We start from the raw sequence: 18,044 nt of genomic DNA, 5'->3' as shown, positions 1-18,044 counted from the left end.
GGGGCCTTTGGACACCCACCGAGGGGTGGGCGCCATGTTATATTGAACAGGTTCCTTATGCCACCCCGACAAGCTGACTGTCAAGAACATCAGTTTCGGTGAACGCTCCTGTTTTGCCCTCACATTGGAGCGATACGATACAGCTCGCATCGTCAGGAGGCTGGCGGCTGAGACATGCTGCTCTGGCCGCGAGAAGACTCGTGCTCGAAACCGAGCATACCGTGACGCGCAAGGAACTCTCCGCCGCGGCCCGGGATGCCGAAAAGGCGCTTAGGCTCAGCGCCACCCAGCGGATGGTATTGGGTCAACTGGTGGCATGCTGAGGGGAGCAGAAGGCAGAGCGGCTCTTGGCGTGGCCGTCCAATGCCCGGTTAGTGGCGACCACTGGCCTATCGAGCGTGCGATCTGCAACGCCATTCGCACCATGATTGAACTGCCGCTCGTGATCCCAAAGGATTTACCGAACGGCAAGCACTATGCCATCCGCGATGAAGCTGGTGCGGTCATTGACGCATTCGGCTTCGACCTGACGCCACTCCATGCTAGGCGCAAAGAATGGGCGGAGAGCGTTGCAGAGCAAAAGCGGCTTAAGGAGTTTCTCAAACGAATATTCGACGAGATCACAATTTGCCGTCGGGGATTCGAAGAGGCCCTGAGTGCCCTTGCCCAACACTACCCTGGCGTCGATAGGTCGGATCTGGAGCATCGCTTGGTGACCCTAAAGGCTAAAACCCCAAAGAGATCTGGAGCACCCCTCCCTAACGGCTTGATCGAAGCATGGAGAGAGGCACGAAATCTTGCTGAGGAAGCCTTCTACCAAGCAGGCTGTGACGGCACAGAATGCCGGCACATTGAAGCAGAGAATGGGCCTTCTAGTAGAACTTGTGACAATCCTGTTCGCACGCCTGACCATGCCGTAAGCGTTTCATCGGGCTCTCCGCAGATCGCACCAGGATTGGTGGCCGAAGCTTGCCCTGTGGTCTCCTACTATGGGCATCCAGTCAGAGACGCCGTCGATGTTGTTTCGGCTGGCCGCTACCTGCGAGCTTCGTTAGGAGCCCATCCCAGCACATGGGAAGAGGCTGTCCGGACCATTGGTGATTTTTCAGCGGCAGCCGCCGTTATCTACGCCCTACAACTCTATGACGATGATGTTACGAGCGGACGAAACCGCATCCGAAATCCCGGCGGATACTACCGATCGGTTGTGCGGATAATCAGGAGAGGAGAAATTGATCTTCAGGCGGACCTCTTGGCGATGCGGAGACGAAAGCTCGTTTAACTAAACCCATCTATACCCACTCAGAGAATTGTTGACTCGCATTTGCGGTGAGGCCGTGGCGTGTTTCACTGACGGATAGACGCTGTTGATGCGAGGCAGGATGTTAGCATGGTGGCTCCGATCAGGCTAAAATGAGAGGCAGTGGACATGAAATTCTTCTGGACGCTCGGGTAACGCGAGGAGCACGACAGCATGACAATCTACCGCTGCCCGTATTGCGCTGTTGATGCTGGCGGCTTCCAGTCGCTCTGGGCCCATATCGTCAAGCGGCACAAGCCTTCGTATGAGTTTGATCTCGTGCAGGCTGAGGCCGGAGATCGTTTTATCATCAAGCGACTACCTAAGCGACCGAAAGACGCAAAGACGTTCACCCCGCCTACGGTGCCGATGCAGTCCAAGGAAATGCCGGCACATACCCCTTCTCCGCCGAACAAGCCGACTGGGGTCAACCGCGCATTCTACGTGATGCATCGTGGCGACGCGTTAAGGGCTCAAAAGCATACCTGCTTCTACTGCTACTGCCCGCTCACAGTACGCGTGACGACAGCCGATCACCGGATCCCGCAGGCGAAAGGCGGGAAGCACAGCCGAGACAACCTGGCGGCCGCTTGCGCGGACTGCAATGGCCTTAAGGGCGCTATCAGTGAGGTTGAATTCAAGCGGTCAATCAAGGCTCCTCCAGCGGGCGCCTCTCTGCCGCTCTTGCTCGCTTGGTCACGTCGGAGGACTTGGCTTGCCAGCCATCGAGCCACGAGACGGCTTTCGCGCTTATTTGGACTACGCTATGACGGCCCGACGATCGGGCGGCACTAGGTAGGGAACTCACCCAAGCCATTGAGTCACCGTCGCGACGAGGACGATAGCAGCGAGATAATTGATGGCCAGCCGGTCGTACCGCGTTGCGATCCGCTTCCAGTTTTTGAGATGGCCGAACATCCGTTCAATCGTGTTGCGGCGTCGGCAGGCTGCACGATTGAGCGGATAGGCGACAGCCCGAGCGGCACGGCCCGGAATGACAGCCTCTACGCCTTTGTCTTGAAGCCACGTGCGCAAGCGATCCGAATCATAGGCCTTATCGGCGAGGAGCAGTTTGGCTGGAGACAAAGCTTCCAGCAGAGGCACCGCCATCGTGATGTCAGCCATGTTGCCTGGTGTCAGGGCGACGGCGAGGAGCCGGCAACGACCATGGGCCAGACAATGGATTCTCGTTGTTCTGCTGCCGCGCGAGACGCCGATCGCTTGACTGAACTCCCCCCTTTTCCGCCGGATGCAGAGCAGTGGGCTTTGACGTTGGAACTGTCGAGCGCGAGCTCCTCAGGGATCGGTCCGGCTGCTGCGACCTTGGCGAAGACGCGCTGCCAGACGCCGCGTCGCGCCCAGCGCGGGTAGCGATTGTAGATGGTCTTGGCCGGCCCATATTCGGGAGGCACACCACGCCAGCGTCCACCAGTTTTCAAGATATGGAGAATGCCGCTGATGACACGCCGATCATCAACGCCGGGCTTACCCGGCTGGTTGTGCGGCAGATGCGGCTCAAGCGCCACCCAGGCTTCATCAGAGAGCCAGAACAGATCGCGCATAACACACTCCCATCTCCATCAGACCCGAACGAGAGGAAATCACTCAACACTGTCAGTTGTTTGGTTGGGCCCCTTACCTAGGGTTAGGACCTATTAATTTGGCCTGAGTTGTGATTCAGGGCTTCCTTTCGACGAGGCGCTGACTGGGTGAACTGTTTCTGCTGAGCGAGCGTCAGATGGCGCGGATCTCTCCTTACTTCCCTCTGGCCCATGGGGTTCCACGGGTGGGCGACTCGCGGGTGGTCAGCGGGATCGTGTACATCACCCGCAACGGCCTACAGTGGAAGGATGCGCCCAAGGAGTACGGGCCGCAAAGACGCTCTACAACCGGTTCATGAGATAGAGCAGGCTCGGCGTGTTCGACCGGATCTTTACGGCCCTGGCAGGTGAAGGACCAAAGCCGGGGCGGATCATGATCGATGCCACCCACCTGAAGGCGCACCGCACCGCCGCCAGCCTGCTCAAAAAGGGGATGTTCCCCGTCGTATTGGGCGCACGAAAGGCGGCCTGAATTCCAAGCTCCACGCCGTTTGCGATGAGGCGGGCCGGCCAATCATCCTACTGCTGTCGGAAGGGCAGATGAGCGATCACAGGGGCGCACGGTTCATCCTGGAGGCGCTGCCGTCGGGCTCCACGCTGATTGCGGACCGAGGCTATGACAGCAACTGGTTCCGGGAGGCTCTTACCGACGAGGACATCACGCCCTGTATTCCACCGACCAGGAGTCGCAAGGCGCCGATTGGCTATGACAAGGCTCTGTATCGTCAGCGCCACAAAGTCGAGAACATGTTTGGCAAGCTCAAGGACTGGGGCCGGATCGCTACTCGCTATGATCGCTGCGCTCACACCTTGTTCTCAGCCATCTGCATCGCTGCCTCAGTAGCCTTCTACCTCAATTGACGAGTCCTGAGCCTAGCCGATGGCATAGCATGGCCTAATCTTCACGGCCGCTCACACATCCATAAGCTTAGTAGCAAGAACGAGCAGATAACCTATTATTTTAGTGCCTTTTAGGTGCGCCTTGCATTCCTACAAGGCACTTTTCGAACCCCGCTTGTTGCTGTGAGGACCCTATGAACTCGCCGAAACAGGAACGCATCCTCCTTGTTGACAACAACATACTATTCCTGGAGAGGATAGCATCTGAACTCCGGGCCAAGAACTTTGAAATTATTACAACAGATTCCGGACTGCAGGCGTTCCACCACATCAGGAACAGGAGCTGCCCTATTGACTGGCTCTTCACCCGCGCAACACTACCTGGGTTGATCGATGGATGGATTCTGGCCGATGAGTATTACGACAGGCATTTTAATCGAGCCGCTGTAATTGCCTCTTCTCATGCCAGGATCTCCACTCAAGGTCATCTCATCCTCAAGGACCCGTCTCCAACTGCCGTGCGGGACGCGATGCGGTGCATAATACTTCAGAGACAGTCGCACGACTTCCCAATATCCGCCAAGTGCCAGGTGAAGCACGCCGCATAAGGGAACATCGAAAATTTTGACTGCACCGATATATTTCGACTACAAACTAAGAGTGTTCTGAGCAGGGACAAAGCTTGCTGCACGTCGCTTGCATCAAGCAACCCACGGCGACAATGTGTAGGTCTGCAAGCACCCGGGAGCGGCCCATGCGAAGGAGCACACGAGCACTCGACCGCCTAGCTAAAGCATGGGACCTCATGCGGCCTGACTCGGGTGGTTTTCATCGATTGCGCCATTGCTGTTAGCGGTCACAGCCCGGGCTGGATGGGTGATGAATCGGATTGTCTGGCGTGAAGCTTAGACAAAAGACACAGTCCCAAATAAGTTGTTTCCGGTGATTGTACGCCATAGATGGCACCGGTCATAGGAGACGTCATGCCCCAACCCTACGGTGCATTGCAGCTTTCTACGAGAGGCGCTCCTGATGACACAGTGCGAGCAACCGTCACACGTTGATCAGCCCGCCATCAACGGCGATGACCTGTCCCGTGACCCAAGTTGTGGCTGGGTCGGCAAGAGCCAACATCCATGGCGCGATATCGTTCGGAACTCCGCGGCGCCCAAGAGGGATTTTCTGGATCTCCTGGCCCTTTACAGCTTGGATCTCTTTCTCTGAAAGCCGCATCCTTTCCCGCAGGAAGTCTGTTTCCACAGGGCCTGGCGCGATCGCATTGACGCGGATACCAAATGGCGCAAGTTCGATCGCCCAGGCGCGCGTGAGGTATTCTATGGCTGCTTTGCTTGACCCATAAAGCGATAACCCAGAAGCTACCTTAGTTCCGAACGTGCTCGACATGTTCACGACGGCTCCCTTTGTCTTCACGAGGTGAGGAACTGCGGCAGCCGTGAGAAGAAAAGGACCTGTGACATTAACGGAATAAACCTCTGATATCGTTTTGACGTTGACGCTTCCAAGAGGCTGAATAGCTCCCCCACCCGCATTATTGATGAGGACGTCTAACCGTCCCCAGGTGTCAACTGCTGCTGCGACCGTCTTCGATGCTGCGTCTGGGTCGGAAGCGTCTGCGACAAACCCCATAATATTGGGATTCGCTGATGTAATCTCTTGCAAGACGTTCGCGCGGCGCCCCGTGATAACGACACGCGCCCCCCTCTTTGCAAAAAGCTTCGCCGCAGCTAACCCAATTCCGGCACCCCCGCCCGTAATAATGACGACTCTGTCTTCAAAGGACTTCATGTGACATCTCCATGATGTGGGACAAGCGGCAACTGGGATTCGATATGCCGCCGCTGTCGTGACCGCCCCTTGCATGACCAAGCTTAGGGACTAAGAATCTATCCATTTGGATCTTTGTGGCAGTTATCACGCTACTAACATCGGATCTGAGAAACCGTGCGGTACGTGCCGTCTCATTGAGGTGGTCAAACCTCCATAGGAGCGACTTGGACCATCCGTGTTGTGAGCGCAAAAGATAAGGCCGTGCTCCAATCGTCATTGTCATTATTGGGGTGCCCGCTCGTCCAGATTGTTCCATTCGTCGCTCCACATCCGACAGGTTTATCTGGACCTTTCCATGAGGCAGGGTTAGTCCTTCAGATGGCCATTCACAAATTCCGGTAAGTCACAAATGGCGGACATCGAAAGGTTGCAGGGCTTAAGTGCTTTCGTTCGTGTGGTGGAAGCAGGGTCGTTTACTGGGGGAGCGAGGCTCCTTGGTACGACGCCTTCAGCCATCTCGAAAAGCATAGCAAGGCTTGAGCAGCGCCTCGGCGTCCGCTTATTTCATCGATCTACCCGGTCTTTTACCCTAACTGCCGAAGGTCAAGATTACTTCGACCATGTTGCCCCATTGATGCGCGCTTTAGAGGAGGCAAGTGATAGCCTCCGCTCGGGTCACGAGCCCGCAGGCCGCCTTCGGTTGAGCATGCCGGCTGATCTCGGGCGGTCTCTCATGCAGGCTATCACTACGCAATTTCTACCTCATCACCCGCATGTTAAGCTCGACGTAAGCTTGACCGACCGACATGTCGATCTAATCCGTGAAGGATTCGATTTAACCATTCGGGTCGGTCGTGTGGCTGACACAGGTCTGATGTCACGCTCATTGGGAGAGCTGCCACTGGTTCTGGTTGCATCTCCTGCCTACCTTTCTGCCAGAGGAGTGCCACGTAGCGTCGACGATCTGCGCCGTCATGCTCATGTCCGCTATATGCTGTCAGGACGTCCGTTCCCAATCACGTTCGCAGACGGTACGAGTTTGACACCTGAAGGTGTCCTCGACGCTGACAGTGGCGATGCTCTCCGGATTGCAGCGGTGAACGGTTTGGGTATTGCGCAGATACTGCGCGCCAATATCCATAAGGAATTGAGCACCGGATTGTTAAGCGTCGTCTTGCCAGAGATCCCGATGCCGTCGGTCCCCGTACAAGTCCTTCACGCCTTCGGACGCAACATGCCATCTCGTGCGCGTGTATTCCTCGACTTCGTGGCAGCCAGAATAAACGAATAGCATAGTCGTCTGAATTGAACCGTACCTGAAGTATGCCGTTCGAGAAAGAACACTTTGCTTCAACCTCCGGAAAATTTTTCGAAGAGAGGGGACGACAGCCTCCTTCATTCACACACAAGGGGGTGTGACGAGCCTGCGCATCGAGATACATTGCACATTGTGGCCACGAACGGGTTTAATTGGATACGCTTAAGAGTTTGAGGTACATCTCAAGAGAATGGTTGCACCAGATCGCACTGCAACCATCCTCTTGCTCATCGCGCACCTAATGCTTGCTCTCCATCAGGGCTGGATCACAACCACTGTCCATCTGTGCGGTAACAATTGGTGGAGTTGCGATGTCATAAAGGCTGTTCTCGGGCCAAACTGGTAGCAGCAGCGCAGCTTCAGATCGCCTGGACGAGTTGATCGATGCTGGCTTTGGCATCGCCGAAGAACATGCGGGTATTGTCCTTGTAGAACAGCGGGTTATCGATCCCGGAGTACCCGGTCCCCTGCCCACGCTTCGACACAAACACCTGCTTGGCCTTCCACACCTCCAGCACCGGCATGCCTGCAATCGGGCTGTTCGGATCCTCCTGGGCGGCTGGATTGACGATGTCGTTCGAGCCGATGACGATCACCACGTCCGTCTCTAAGAAGTCCTGGTTGATCTCGTCCATCTCCAGTACGATGTCGTATGGCACTTTGGCCTCGGCCAGCAGCACGTTCATGTGCCCCGGCAGGCGCCCGGCCACGGGATGAATGGCAAAGCGCACGTCCTTGCCCTTAGCTCTCAAGCGCCGCGTTAGCTCCGAGACCGATTGCTGCGCTTGTGCCACAGCCATGCCATAGCCCGGCACAATCACGATGCTGTCAGCCTCCTCCAGCGCTGCCGCAACCCCATCGGCATCGATGGCGATCTGCTCGCCAGCAATCGCCATGACCGGTCCTGTGGTGGCGCCGAAGCCGCCGAGGACCACGGAGATGAAGCTGCGGTTCATCGCTTTGCACATGATGTAGCTCAGGATTGCCCCCGATGAGCCGACCAGAGCTCCGGTGACGATCAAGAGGTCATTGCCGAGGGTGAAACCAATCGCTGCGGCGGCCCAGCCGGAGTAGGAGTTGAGCATCGAGACCACCACCGGCATGTCGGCCCCGCCGATGCCCATGATCAGGTGATAGCCGATGAAGAAGGCGAGAGCCGACATCGCTGCGAGCGTCCAGATCCCCGCCCCATTGACGTAGAGTACCAGCAGGACGAGCGAGCCCACAGCGGCTGCCGCGTTGAGCCCGTGCCCACCGGGCAGCTTCCTGGCCTTGCCGTCGACCTTGCCGGCGAGCTTGCCAAAGGCAATCACCGAGCCGGTGAACGTCACCGCGCCGATGAACACGCCGAGGAACACCTCCACCCGCAGAATGGAGATCTCCACGCCACTCTTGTGCGCCAGCACCCCGGCAAAGCCGGTGAGCGCCTGCCGCGCAGCCTCGTCGAGCGCCAGCACGCGGGTGAGCTCGAGATCGGCGTTGAAGCCGATCAACACGGCCGCGAGACCGACGAAGGAGTGCAGCGCTGCCACCAGCTGTGGCATCTCGGTCATCTCGACCTTCTTCGCCACATACCAGCCGATGCCAGATCCGATCACCAGCATGGCAGCGATCACTGCGTAGTTGCCGATGCCGGGGCCGAACACGGTGGCGCCCACGGCGAGCGCCATGCCGGCAATACCGTACCAGACAGCCCGCTTGGCGCTCTCCTGGCCCGACAGGCCACCAAGGGAGAGGATGAACAGGATGGCGGCCGCCACATAGGCGGCAGAGATAGGTCCAGTGCTCATTGGAGCAGCCTCACGACTTCTGAAACATGGCGAGCATCCGGCGCGTGACCAGGAAGCCGCCGACGATGTTGATGGTGGCGATCAGGAAGGAGAGCGAGGCCAGGCTGACCACCAGCCAGTGGCCGGAGCCGACCTGCAGCAGGGCGCCGAGCACCACGATGCCGGAAATGGCATTGGTCACCGCCATCAGCGGCGTGTGCAGGGAGTGGCTGACGCTCCAGATCACCTGGAAGCCGACGAAGCAGGCGAGCGCGAAGACGATGAAGTGGGCCATGAAGCTCGCCGGGGCATAAGCCCCCACCAGGGCGATCAGCAGCCCGCCAGCCACGAGCAGCCCGACCTGTGTCCTGGTCTGGCTCCTAAAGGCGGCCGCCTCTCGCGCCCGCTTCTCCTCCGGGGTGAGCTCCCTCACCTTCTCCTTCGGTTTCGCGGCTGCGATCGCCTGCACCTTGGGTGGCGGTGGCGGATAGGTGATCGCGCCCTGGTGCGTGACCGTTGCGCCGCGGATCACATCATCGTCCATATTGTGGACAATGATGCCGTCCTTGTTCGGCGTCAGGTCGGTGAGAAAGTGACGGATGTTGTTGGCGTACAGGGTGGAGGCCTGGGCGGCCATGCGGCTGGGGAAATCGGTATAGCCGATGATGGTGACGCCGTTCTCCGTCACCACCTTCTCGTCCGGCACGGTCAGATCGCTGTTGCCGCCGCGCTCGGCGGCCAGATCGACAATCACCGAGCCCGGCCTCATCGCCGCGACCATGTCTTGGGTCCACAGCTTCGGCGCCGGCCGGCCCGGGATCAGGGCGGTGGTGATGACGATGTCGATCTCGGGCGCGAGCTCGCGGAACTTGGCGAGCTGCTTCTCGCGGAATTCGGGGCTCGAAGGCGCCGCGTAGCCGCCGTTAGCAGCGCCGTCTTGAGCCCCCTCAAACTCGAGGAAGACAAACTGGGCGCCCATGGACTCGATCTGCTCGGCGACCTCCGGGCGCACATCGAAGGCATAGGTGATGGCGCCGAGCGATGTGGCGGTGCCTATGGCCGCCAGACCGGCTACGCCCGCGCCAACCACCAGCACCTTGGCCGGTGGCACCTTGCCGGCGGCAGTAACTTGGCCGGTCAAGAAGCGGCCAAACGCGTTGCTGGCCTCTATCACGGCGCGGTAGCCGGCGATGTTGGCCATGGAGGAGAGCGCATCCATCTTCTGGGCGCGGGAGATGCGCGGCACCATATCCATGGCAATGACGGTGGCGCCCTGCGCCCGTGCCTGCTCCAGGAGATCCGGATTCTGCGTTGGCCAGAAGAAAGAGATCAGCGTCTGCTCCTGGCGGAGCATTTCAGCCTCGGTCATCTCGGGAGCACGTACCTTGACGACCACATCGGCGGCTGCGAACACAGCTTCGGCAGAAGGGAACACCTCGACACCGGCTGCAGCATAGACGGCGTCGGTAAATCCCGCTGCCATGCCAGCACCAGCCTGAATAACGCAGGCGTGTCCCAGTTTATTCAATAGAATGGCAGAGTCGGGTGTCATCGCAACCCTGTTCTCGCCTGGTGAGATTTCTCTCAGCGCTCCAATTTTCACCGCGTCTCCTTTCGGTGCGTTGCACCCTTCTAAGCTAGCGGAGCCGAAGTCCCGTGCGCCGCTATTCCGAAGGGAAATCCATTGGTTGTCGGCAGAGTCATCTGTTAGGTTAGCGCTATGCCACCATCGACGCGGATGTTGGCGCCGGTCACGAAACTGCTGTCGTCCGAGGCCAAAAACAATGCAGCACTTGCGAGTTCGTCCGGACGACCAAGGCGCCCGAGTGGAATAGCCTGCGCCGTCTGCGCCTCAAATTCTAGCCGCGCCTCGGCAGCAACGCCCAGTTTAGCGAGAATCGGCGTATCAACTGGCCCAGGGCTAAGCACGTTCACGCGAATACGGCGATCCTTCAGCTCCAGCGCCCAGCTTCGTGCAAACGCTTCGACCGCAGCCTTGGTGCCAGCATAAACCGCATGTCCTTCAAGGACTTTCTCGCTGGCGATTGAGCTTGTGAGGATAATGGAGCCTCCTTCACGTATCAGCGGGAGAACACGCTGAACGCCGAAGAAAACTCCGCGCGTGTTCGTTGCGAACTGGGTGTCAAACTCCTCGACACTCACTGCCTCCGTTGGTGTGATCGTGTTTGTGCCAGCGTTTGCGAAATAGATATCAATGCCCCCAAACTGGTTTTTAATGAGCGACACCAGCCGATCATGAGTGGTTAGCTCAGCTACGTCACCGGTTAACCCTGTTGCGTCAGAGCCAAGTTCCTCGACGGTTGCGGAGACGGCGTCAGCACGCCGTCCGACGATGACGACTTTGGCCCCTTCCGTAACGAATGCCTTGGCTGCGGCGAGCCCAATGCCGCTGTTCCCGCCAGTGACAACCGCAACCTTGTCCTTGAGCTTTTTCATTTTTGTCTCCTGTATAGAAAGGCCTATTTGGCTCTGTTCCAACGACGCAGTTAGTCCTCCATTGAGCCAATCACTTGTTCTCGCGTGTCACATATCGGAAGCATAGAACGTGGCTCCGTATACCGCCCGCTTCGGCGAAGACGTCTCACTGCGGTCAGGCAAAACCGCAGTGCCGACCGGACAAGCGGCGTCGAGGTGAGCGCCACCAGCGCACTCGGAGCAGGCCGGGAGGCGCCTCGCGCCGACTTCCCTTGCGTCAAACGTCAGCAACAACGCCGTATGAATCTGGCAAACAAGTATGCGCCACAACATGGACAGTTAAAGGAACCCTATCGCCGGTGACTTTTGCCTTCCGAAATCTCGGAAAACGTTTCCAGAGGCCGCTCCCGGCATCGTTTCAGCGATGTGGCAGAAGCATCCCGAAGTCTTGCGAAGCGTTCGATCCCTAGGCCGATATTGGCAAAATGACTAAGCTTATCGTCAGTTGCCCGGTCTAAAGCGGCCTGCTGATCATGCAATATCTATCGCGCCTTCCGACACTTCCTCATATCCTTCTGTGAGACGATGGCCGACTGGCAGCCCCGCGCCGCCTTTGATGGTATGGCTACTGGTCGGAACTCCGCCACCCTGCCTGCTTCCGCTCACGATTCAGTCAGGCTGCTCAGCTAGCATTACGCCAGAGATCCATTGGCAACATCAACTTGACACCGCTCAAATGCGAGCAACCTCGAGCACCGCCCTGGCGAAGGCCTGAGGCGCCTCCTGCGGCAGATTGTGGCCTATGCCACTTGTGATCAGCCGATGCTCATACCGGCCCGAGAACTTCCGGGCATAGACTGCTGGGTCCGGGTGGGGTGCGCCATTGGCATCTCCTTCCAGAGTGATCGTCGGAACGCCGATCGGCGGGAATGCGGCAAGGCGCTTTTCCAGGTCCTCGAGCTTCGGATCGCCTTCCGCCAATCCGAGCCGCCAACGGTAGTTATGGATGACAATGTCGACATGATCCGGATTGTCGAGCGATGCTGCTGTACGGTCGAATGTGGCATCGTCGAAACGCCATTTCGGCGAAGCGAGTTGCCAGATGAGCTTGGCAAAATCGTGCCGGTGCTTGTCATAGCCGATCCGGCCGCGCTCCGTAGCGAAATAGAACTGATACCACCATTCGAGTTCGGCCTTGGGGGACAACGGCATCCGGCCGACCTCCTGGCTGCCGATCAGATAACCGCTCACGGACACCATGGCCTTGCACCGCTCCGGCCAGAGCGCTGCGACGATGTTGGCTGTCCTCGCGCCCCAGTCGCACCCGCCGAGTGTGGCCGTGTCGATCTTCAGCGCATCCATCAACGCGACCACATCGAGGGCGAGTGCCGACGGCTGGCCGTTCCGGAATGTTTCACTGTACAGAAAGCACGTCGGGCCGCAGCCCCGCACATACGGTACGATCACCCGATAACCCGCCGAGGCCAGCAACGGGGCCACATCGGCATAGGTCTGAATGTCGTAGGGCCAGCCGTGCAGGAGAAGGACCGCAGGACCATCGGCAGGGCCGACCTCCGCATAGCAGACGTTGAGGACGCCGGCGTCGATCTCCTTCAGCGAACCGAACGACCTGTTCGTCCCCGGCTTGAATGCGGGCAGCTCTGACAATCCGCCGCGGCTGGGTTGGGCCTCCACCGAACCAATCGAGGCGAGTTCGGCCGCCGCAACGGTCATGGCCGCACTGCTCAAGAAGTGACGGCGATCCTGATTGATCCGTTCAGACACTGATCTCTCCCCTCAAGGCGCTTCGGACCGGCGATGCCGTGTTTGGCGTGCTACGTCGCGAACCATATGCGTACCGCTCACCTCGTTTCGGTCAACGCAGTGGTTTGAGCACGGGTCGTGGCTTGGCATTGGAGGTCGCAAACCCTTCGCACGCCGTGACGTATCGATTATCAACTTGGGCACGAGCGTTGGCGCCGACAGAACGCTTGGTCTCGTCCCATACACTTCGACTCCGACGGCCCAACATGAATGAGGGCTCATGAATCTCAGTCGAGACGACCTGCGTGCTATTCCCTTGATCGGCTGGACAGCGCTCCGTCAGTAGATCCGGCTGCGTCACTCTTGAAATGGCGCATCCGCCACAAAATCGGCAGCTGAAGGCGCCTTATAGCCCGCGACAAATCGCTCTCCGAAGTCTCGAACAAAGTTGTCATAGGTCAGTTCTGGCTTTACCTCCGCAATATGGCAGAAGCATCGCGTCATTCGCCGCTTCATTCCTAGCCTCGGGAACTCCGCGACAATTCTTTCCACCTCTTCAGGCGGAATGCGGTTAAACTGCCAGCCTACGACATCGAGGCAGATGCCGGCGGTGCATAGAGCGACCTCGGCCTCCTTATGGAGGCCGATCGAGGGGGTCGAGTTAAGGGCGACGCTATCCCAGATCAATCGGGCGCAGCGTTCGTCGAATCCGCTTTCCCTTGCGAAGCGAATGGCAAGATCGGCTGCTTCAACCTCGAAGCGCCGTGGTCCGGCAAATCGCTCATTGAGTGTGATGTCGTGCAACAAAGTTCCAACAGCGATGACCTCAGCATCGTGCGCAATATCCTGCAACTGTCCGAGCCGGGTGGCAAAGAGCCAGGAACGAACAACATGATTGAACAGGTATGGCTCGCATCTCTGCCGAGCGTATTCGAGTGCACGATCAACAATCGGTGTATCTGGAACCGTAACACCGGCAAGCGCTCTGCTAGGCGTCCTAGGCATCATCATACCTCACGTATCGGATTGGCATTGCGCCCAGCGTCAAAGAAACTCTGTAAAAGCAGAGTCAATTTTTTAACGACATCACTGCTGGCCATTGTGGGTCGGCCGAATATCCGGCCGACCCGGGCAGTCCCTGCGGTCAATAGTCTTCAGGCTCGGATGAAGGTGAGGAGGTCGGAGTTCACCACATCAGCGTGCGTGGTACACATGCCGTGTGGGAACTCGTCATAGACCTTGAGCAGGCCGTTCTTCAGCAGCTTGATCGAAAGCAGTGCGGAATCCGCAATCGGCACGATCTGATCGTCGTCGCCGTGCATGACAAGTGCCGGAACAGCAATAGCCTTCAAGTCCTGAGTGAAGTCAGTCTCGGAGAAGGCTTTAATGCCATCGTAGTGAGCCTTCGCACTACCCGCCATGCCTTGGCGCCACCAATTCTGGATGATCCCCTGCGATGGTGTCGCTCCCGGACGATTATAGCCGTAGAAGGGCCCACTCGCGAAGTCGACATAGAACTGCGAGCGGTTCCCTGCGAGTTGCGCTCGTAACCCGTCGAATACCTCGAGCGGCAGCCCGCCGGGATTAGCCGAAGTCTTGACCATGATCGGCGGCACGGCGCCGATCAATACGAGCTTGGCGACGCGGCCTTGAGCCTGTCCATGGCGCGCGACATAGTGCGCCGCTTCTCCGCCCCCGGTCGAGTGGCCGATATGGACAGTCTCCCTAAGATCGAGATGCTCGACCACAGCAGCAACGTCGGCAGCGTAATGATCCATGTCGTGACCATCGCCGACTTGAGCCGAACGGCCATGGCCGCGCCGGTCATGGGCAACGACACGATACCCTCTGCTCACAAAATAGAGCATCTGAGCATCCCAGTCATCGGAACTCAGCGGCCATCCATGGTGGAAGACTATCGGCTGGGCATTCCTAGGACCCCAGTCCTTGTAAAAGATCTCAACACCGTCCTTTGTGGTAACAGTACTCATGGATGTGTCCTTTTCGTCTAGAGAATTAACGCGGAATTTCTGTGGAGCGGCAGCAGGCATAGCGGGCAATCCGGCGATCAGCGCCGCACCCAGGCCGTACCCGAGCACGTCTCGACGGGCAGGATTGAACATTTTTGGTTTGGTCATCGGCGGCTCCAATGATGGAAGAATAATAGCGAAAGGCTCAGCTCCCTGAAAACTCAAAGTCCAACGATCACCGGGCCTTTGCCCTATGTCTCACGACTGTCATCGACCACCCGAGAACTGCCCCCTCAGACCGAGGCTGTGTGATCCTTGAGCAGATCCATTACTTGATTGGGAGAACTAGTTCGGTCTCATTGGTGTCGACAACGAACACTGCCAACAACCGAGCGGGTTCTGTCCTGCTGGCATTTTCGCTCACACCGTGACGATCGCCTGGGTATTCCGAAAAGCTTTCGCCCGCGCGGTACGTCTTGATCGGTCCGTCGTTAACCTGGCTTAGGATCGCTCCTTCTAGGACAGTCGCGTAGATGAACGCCGACGACGGATGCGTATGGGCCTCGCTGGCGGCTCCAGGCCCATATTCCACCAGTACGCCCTTGATGCTTTTTCCAGGCGCGTTTGGGAGTTTGTGTTCGTAGACGAGTGTAACCTTCGATGACTCGCCGCTCGAGCGGTTGTCGTGAGCACCGACGGCGGTCGCGCTCAGAACCAGCACAGTCGCGGCATTGTATAATCCTCTAAACATCACGTATACCTTTCGAGTTTGAACGCAGTCAGATCGCGGTGGGCCGGCGCGTCAGGAGGCTTGAGTTCTGGATTGGAACCATTGATCGAAATCGATCCTGCCAACGCGTGGATTGTTGTCAGAAACCAGTGTCGTCTCTTCGAGCTTGGCACCGGAATAGGGGGCGTCTGCCGAGGGCTCGACAACTCGATCGTCCCCTGTCGCGGCCAAGTACTTCACAACCAGATCGCGAATATGGAACCGCTCCGGGCCGGCGATTTCAAGCGTACTGTTGCGAGGCGCGGCAAGTGCTACTTCCGCCATGACGTCGGCGACATCATCGGGGGCGATCGGCTGGATCAGTGCAGCGGGCACAACCACTTTATTGCCAAGGCCCCAGGACCTGACCAAGAAATCCAACAAGTCGAAGAATTGCGTCGCATGAACGATGGTATAGGGGACACCGGACTTCTTGATTAACGTCTCCTGTGCTAGCTTGGCGACAAAATAACCGCTCGCCTGCAGCCTGTCCGTTCCAACCACCGACAACGCCACGTAGTGCTTGATATTGTTCGCCATAGCGGCAGCAAGAAGATTGCTCGTCGACTTCTGAAAGAACTCAAGAACAGCTGCATCCTCCCACGAAGGCGAATTCGACAGGTCGACGATGACCTGCGCGCCCTTCATCGCATCCGCCACGCCCTCCCCAGTAACGGAGTTCACGCCGCTTTGCGGCGAAGCTGCAACTACGTCGTGCCCGGCGCTGCGCAACCGTCCAACTGTCTTTGACCCGATGAGGCCGGTTCCGCCGTTGATAACGATCTTCATGATAAATATTCTCCCGTAGAACCACTGCAGCGCCATTCGTGACGTCGAGTAGTCGTGTGCCGAGGTCTCCAGCCTCAGTTTAGGCCAGCCTTGTCGAGGCCGTAGACCTTGTCGGCCGATCCTGGAACAGCCCGAAACGCGACACCTGCGCGGTTCCAGGCGTTAATTGCCATGATCGCAAATGTCAGATCGGACAATTCTCTCTCGGAGAATTGACCGCGGACGCGCTCATAGAGGTCGTCAGGCACGCCACCATCCGGCAGCTTGGTGAGTAATTCGGCCCACGCGAGGGCAGCACGCTCCCTCGGCTCGAACAGAGGGGACTCACGCCAGGTTGCGACATGGTAAAGCCGCAGCTCGCGCTCACCGTGGAGCTTCGCTTGCTTCACATGCATGTCGAGGCAGAAGCTGCAGCCGTTGAGCTGAGATGCGCGGATTTCAATCAAGCTAATGATTGCCTCCTCAAGGCCGCTCTTCCTTATGGAAGTCGTCAGGTCGAGCAGCTTCTTGAAGAGGTCGGGCGATTGCGTTGCATAGTTCACCCGCAGGGCGGGAGCGCTTTCTCGATATGACTTAAGATTTTCTGGGGTCGCGGTATCCATGCCCTATTTCCTTAACCGTCATTGTCCGTACATCACCAACGAAGCATGTCGTCCCAGGCATGTTCGCGCTATTAGCCTGATGGATCGGGTGATATCTCGATTAGTCTACGACGACTAAACTGAAGTTTAGGATGACCCTGCAGCCGAGCAGGCGATAGGATATAGGCGGCAATAAGCCGACCTCTACGGCGCATAGGCACGGCCTTTCCCTACTTCCCGGAAAGGCCCTGCGAGCATGTCTCGCTTTGAGGATATACCCGTAGGTGACGCGAGGCCGCATGTCGTCTTGCCTGACCACACGGTTTGTAAGCGCTCATGAACTGCTGAGTTTGACAGCCAAACTTTTCAGGGCGATCTTTAAGCCTGTGAAATGTCACTTCCTATTGGACACCACTTTCATTAATGCGCACCCTCAAGTCTGTATGATTTACTTGTTGAACCTGGGGGCGACGATCATAGAATTATCTATAGTGACTTTTTCGTCTTTGTGTCCTTTGGCAGCGCCTGACTAGGGGAACCGGAAATGAGGATGCGCGTCGGCACATAATTTATGCCAACACCGCATCACGAAAGCCGAGAAAGAAATCAGATCCACTACGATCGGTTACGACGAACAACCACTGTATAATTCTGTTCGACTCTCCTTGAGAACAGCGATCGTGACTTCGGTCGCGCGGGTCAAAGGCGCTGGCATTTGGTCGAGATGGAACCAGCCGAACTCTGACAGTGCCTTCGGCTCCCGCAGCTCCGGTTCTCCAATGAAATCTTCAACCAGGTAAACGGGGGCGACCCAATGCTCGTTTCCATGAATGTCGATCTGATCCACAATGCACAGAAGCTGTTGCGGCCTAATGACGATCCCGAGTTCTTCAGAAATCTCTCGAGCAACAGCCGCAGAAACGGGCTCGAGCCAATCGACCTTGCCGCCAGGCAGCCCCCAGTGACCGGCTTCAGGTGGCCTGCAGCGTTTCACAAGCAGGAGCTTGCCCTCATGCAAAACTGCTGCCCCACAACCGACACGTGGTGAAAAAACACTGTCACCCATCAAGAGGATTCCTGTTCGTGATAGTTGGATCTCGCTCTGAAGTGGGTACAAGT

Annotated in this window: 17 protein-coding genes and 2 pseudogenes; 7 read left to right on the top strand and 12 right to left on the bottom strand. The window is 57.8% G+C overall.

Annotated elements, in window-relative coordinates:
• Nucleotides 1–200 precede the first annotated feature (200 nt).
• From C4E04_RS21545 to C4E04_RS01450, 3 genes are all read left to right on the top strand, one after another.
• The gene (locus C4E04_RS21545; RefSeq protein ID WP_256385768.1) at nucleotides 201–323 is read left to right on the top strand and encodes a hypothetical protein; all 123 of its coding nucleotides are present in this window, start codon (nucleotides 201–203) and stop codon (nucleotides 321–323) included.
• 101 nt (nucleotides 324–424) lie between these two features.
• Nucleotides 425–1,282 carry a replication initiation protein RepC gene (repC, locus tag C4E04_RS01455; RefSeq protein ID WP_245416199.1) on the top strand — a complete coding sequence of 286 codons (858 nt, stop codon included), beginning with the start codon at nucleotides 425–427 and terminating at the stop codon, nucleotides 1,280–1,282.
• Between the two features lie 192 nt (nucleotides 1,283–1,474).
• Nucleotides 1,475–2,095, top strand: a complete 621-nt coding sequence (locus C4E04_RS01450) for an HNH endonuclease (RefSeq protein WP_109594267.1) — start codon at nucleotides 1,475–1,477, stop codon at nucleotides 2,093–2,095.
• Nucleotides 2,096–2,104: 9 nt separating this feature from the next.
• Here C4E04_RS01450 and C4E04_RS01445 read toward each other — a convergent pair.
• Nucleotides 2,105–2,862, bottom strand: a protein-coding gene (locus C4E04_RS01445) for an IS5 family transposase (RefSeq protein ID WP_109594265.1) whose coding sequence is annotated in 2 segments (ribosomal slippage) — nucleotides 2,105–2,529 and nucleotides 2,529–2,862 — 759 coding nt in all. Because the reading frame shifts where the segments join, the coding sequence is not laid out codon by codon here.
• A gap of 143 nt (nucleotides 2,863–3,005) precedes the next feature.
• On the opposite strand from C4E04_RS01445, the pseudogene C4E04_RS01440 reads away from it, so the two are divergent.
• Both C4E04_RS01440 and C4E04_RS01435 read left to right on the top strand, forming a co-directional pair.
• Nucleotides 3,006–3,762, top strand: a pseudogene (locus tag C4E04_RS01440) (IS5 family transposase).
• Between the two features lie 173 nt (nucleotides 3,763–3,935).
• Nucleotides 3,936–4,349: a response regulator gene (locus tag C4E04_RS01435; protein ID WP_109594263.1), complete on the top strand. Its 414-nt coding sequence runs from the start codon at nucleotides 3,936–3,938 to the stop codon at nucleotides 4,347–4,349.
• 445 nt (nucleotides 4,350–4,794) lie between these two features.
• On the opposite strand, the gene C4E04_RS01430 is transcribed toward C4E04_RS01435, so the two are convergent.
• Entirely contained in the window at nucleotides 4,795–5,547 is a 753-nt protein-coding gene (locus tag C4E04_RS01430) for an SDR family NAD(P)-dependent oxidoreductase (protein WP_109594261.1), read from the bottom strand.
• Between the two features lie 391 nt (nucleotides 5,548–5,938).
• Here C4E04_RS01430 and C4E04_RS21270 point away from each other — a divergent pair.
• Both C4E04_RS21270 and C4E04_RS21265 read left to right on the top strand, forming a co-directional pair.
• Nucleotides 5,939–6,076: pseudogene (locus C4E04_RS21270) on the top strand (LysR family transcriptional regulator); the annotation flags it as partial.
• Between the two features lie 186 nt (nucleotides 6,077–6,262).
• The gene (locus C4E04_RS21265) at nucleotides 6,263–6,820 is read left to right on the top strand and encodes a substrate binding domain-containing protein (protein WP_245416378.1); all 558 of its coding nucleotides are present in this window, start codon (nucleotides 6,263–6,265) and stop codon (nucleotides 6,818–6,820) included.
• A 386-nt stretch (nucleotides 6,821–7,206) separates the two neighbouring features.
• Here C4E04_RS21265 and C4E04_RS01420 read toward each other — a convergent pair whose 3' ends face one another.
• From C4E04_RS01420 to C4E04_RS01375, 10 genes are all read right to left on the bottom strand, one after another.
• Entirely contained in the window at nucleotides 7,207–8,637 is a 1,431-nt protein-coding gene (locus C4E04_RS01420) for an NAD(P)(+) transhydrogenase (Re/Si-specific) subunit beta (protein WP_109594257.1), read from the bottom strand.
• Nucleotides 8,638–8,647: 10 nt separating this feature from the next.
• A complete protein-coding gene (locus C4E04_RS01415; protein WP_109594255.1) occupies nucleotides 8,648–10,219 on the bottom strand; it encodes a Re/Si-specific NAD(P)(+) transhydrogenase subunit alpha in 1,572 nt (523 codons plus the stop codon).
• 104 nt (nucleotides 10,220–10,323) lie between these two features.
• The gene (locus C4E04_RS01410) at nucleotides 10,324–11,073 is read right to left on the bottom strand and encodes an SDR family NAD(P)-dependent oxidoreductase (RefSeq protein ID WP_109594253.1); all 750 of its coding nucleotides are present in this window, start codon (nucleotides 11,071–11,073) and stop codon (nucleotides 10,324–10,326) included.
• A gap of 711 nt (nucleotides 11,074–11,784) precedes the next feature.
• The gene (locus C4E04_RS01405; protein WP_109594251.1) at nucleotides 11,785–12,837 is read right to left on the bottom strand and encodes an alpha/beta fold hydrolase; all 1,053 of its coding nucleotides are present in this window, start codon (nucleotides 12,835–12,837) and stop codon (nucleotides 11,785–11,787) included.
• A 336-nt stretch (nucleotides 12,838–13,173) separates the two neighbouring features.
• Entirely contained in the window at nucleotides 13,174–13,668 is a 495-nt protein-coding gene (locus tag C4E04_RS01400) for a hypothetical protein (RefSeq protein ID WP_245416198.1), read from the bottom strand.
• A gap of 302 nt (nucleotides 13,669–13,970) precedes the next feature.
• A complete protein-coding gene (locus tag C4E04_RS01395) occupies nucleotides 13,971–14,807 on the bottom strand; it encodes an alpha/beta fold hydrolase (protein WP_109600647.1) in 837 nt (278 codons plus the stop codon).
• A 307-nt stretch (nucleotides 14,808–15,114) separates the two neighbouring features.
• A complete protein-coding gene (locus C4E04_RS01390; RefSeq protein WP_109594249.1) occupies nucleotides 15,115–15,537 on the bottom strand; it encodes a cupin domain-containing protein in 423 nt (140 codons plus the stop codon).
• 51 nt (nucleotides 15,538–15,588) lie between these two features.
• On the bottom strand, nucleotides 15,589–16,344 hold the full coding sequence (locus C4E04_RS01385; RefSeq protein ID WP_109600645.1) for an SDR family oxidoreductase: 756 nt from the start codon (nucleotides 16,342–16,344) through the stop codon (nucleotides 15,589–15,591).
• A gap of 74 nt (nucleotides 16,345–16,418) precedes the next feature.
• On the bottom strand, nucleotides 16,419–16,946 hold the full coding sequence (locus C4E04_RS01380; protein WP_109594247.1) for a carboxymuconolactone decarboxylase family protein: 528 nt from the start codon (nucleotides 16,944–16,946) through the stop codon (nucleotides 16,419–16,421).
• A 604-nt stretch (nucleotides 16,947–17,550) separates the two neighbouring features.
• Nucleotides 17,551–17,991, bottom strand: a complete 441-nt coding sequence (locus tag C4E04_RS01375) for an NUDIX domain-containing protein (protein WP_109594245.1) — start codon at nucleotides 17,989–17,991, stop codon at nucleotides 17,551–17,553.
• Nucleotides 17,992–18,044: the final 53 nt, after the last annotated feature.

Source organism: Microvirga sp. 17 mud 1-3 (assembly GCF_003151255.1).
Lineage (GTDB): Bacteria > Pseudomonadota > Alphaproteobacteria > Rhizobiales > Beijerinckiaceae > Microvirga.
This window is presented reverse-complemented; position numbering and strand designations above follow the sequence as displayed.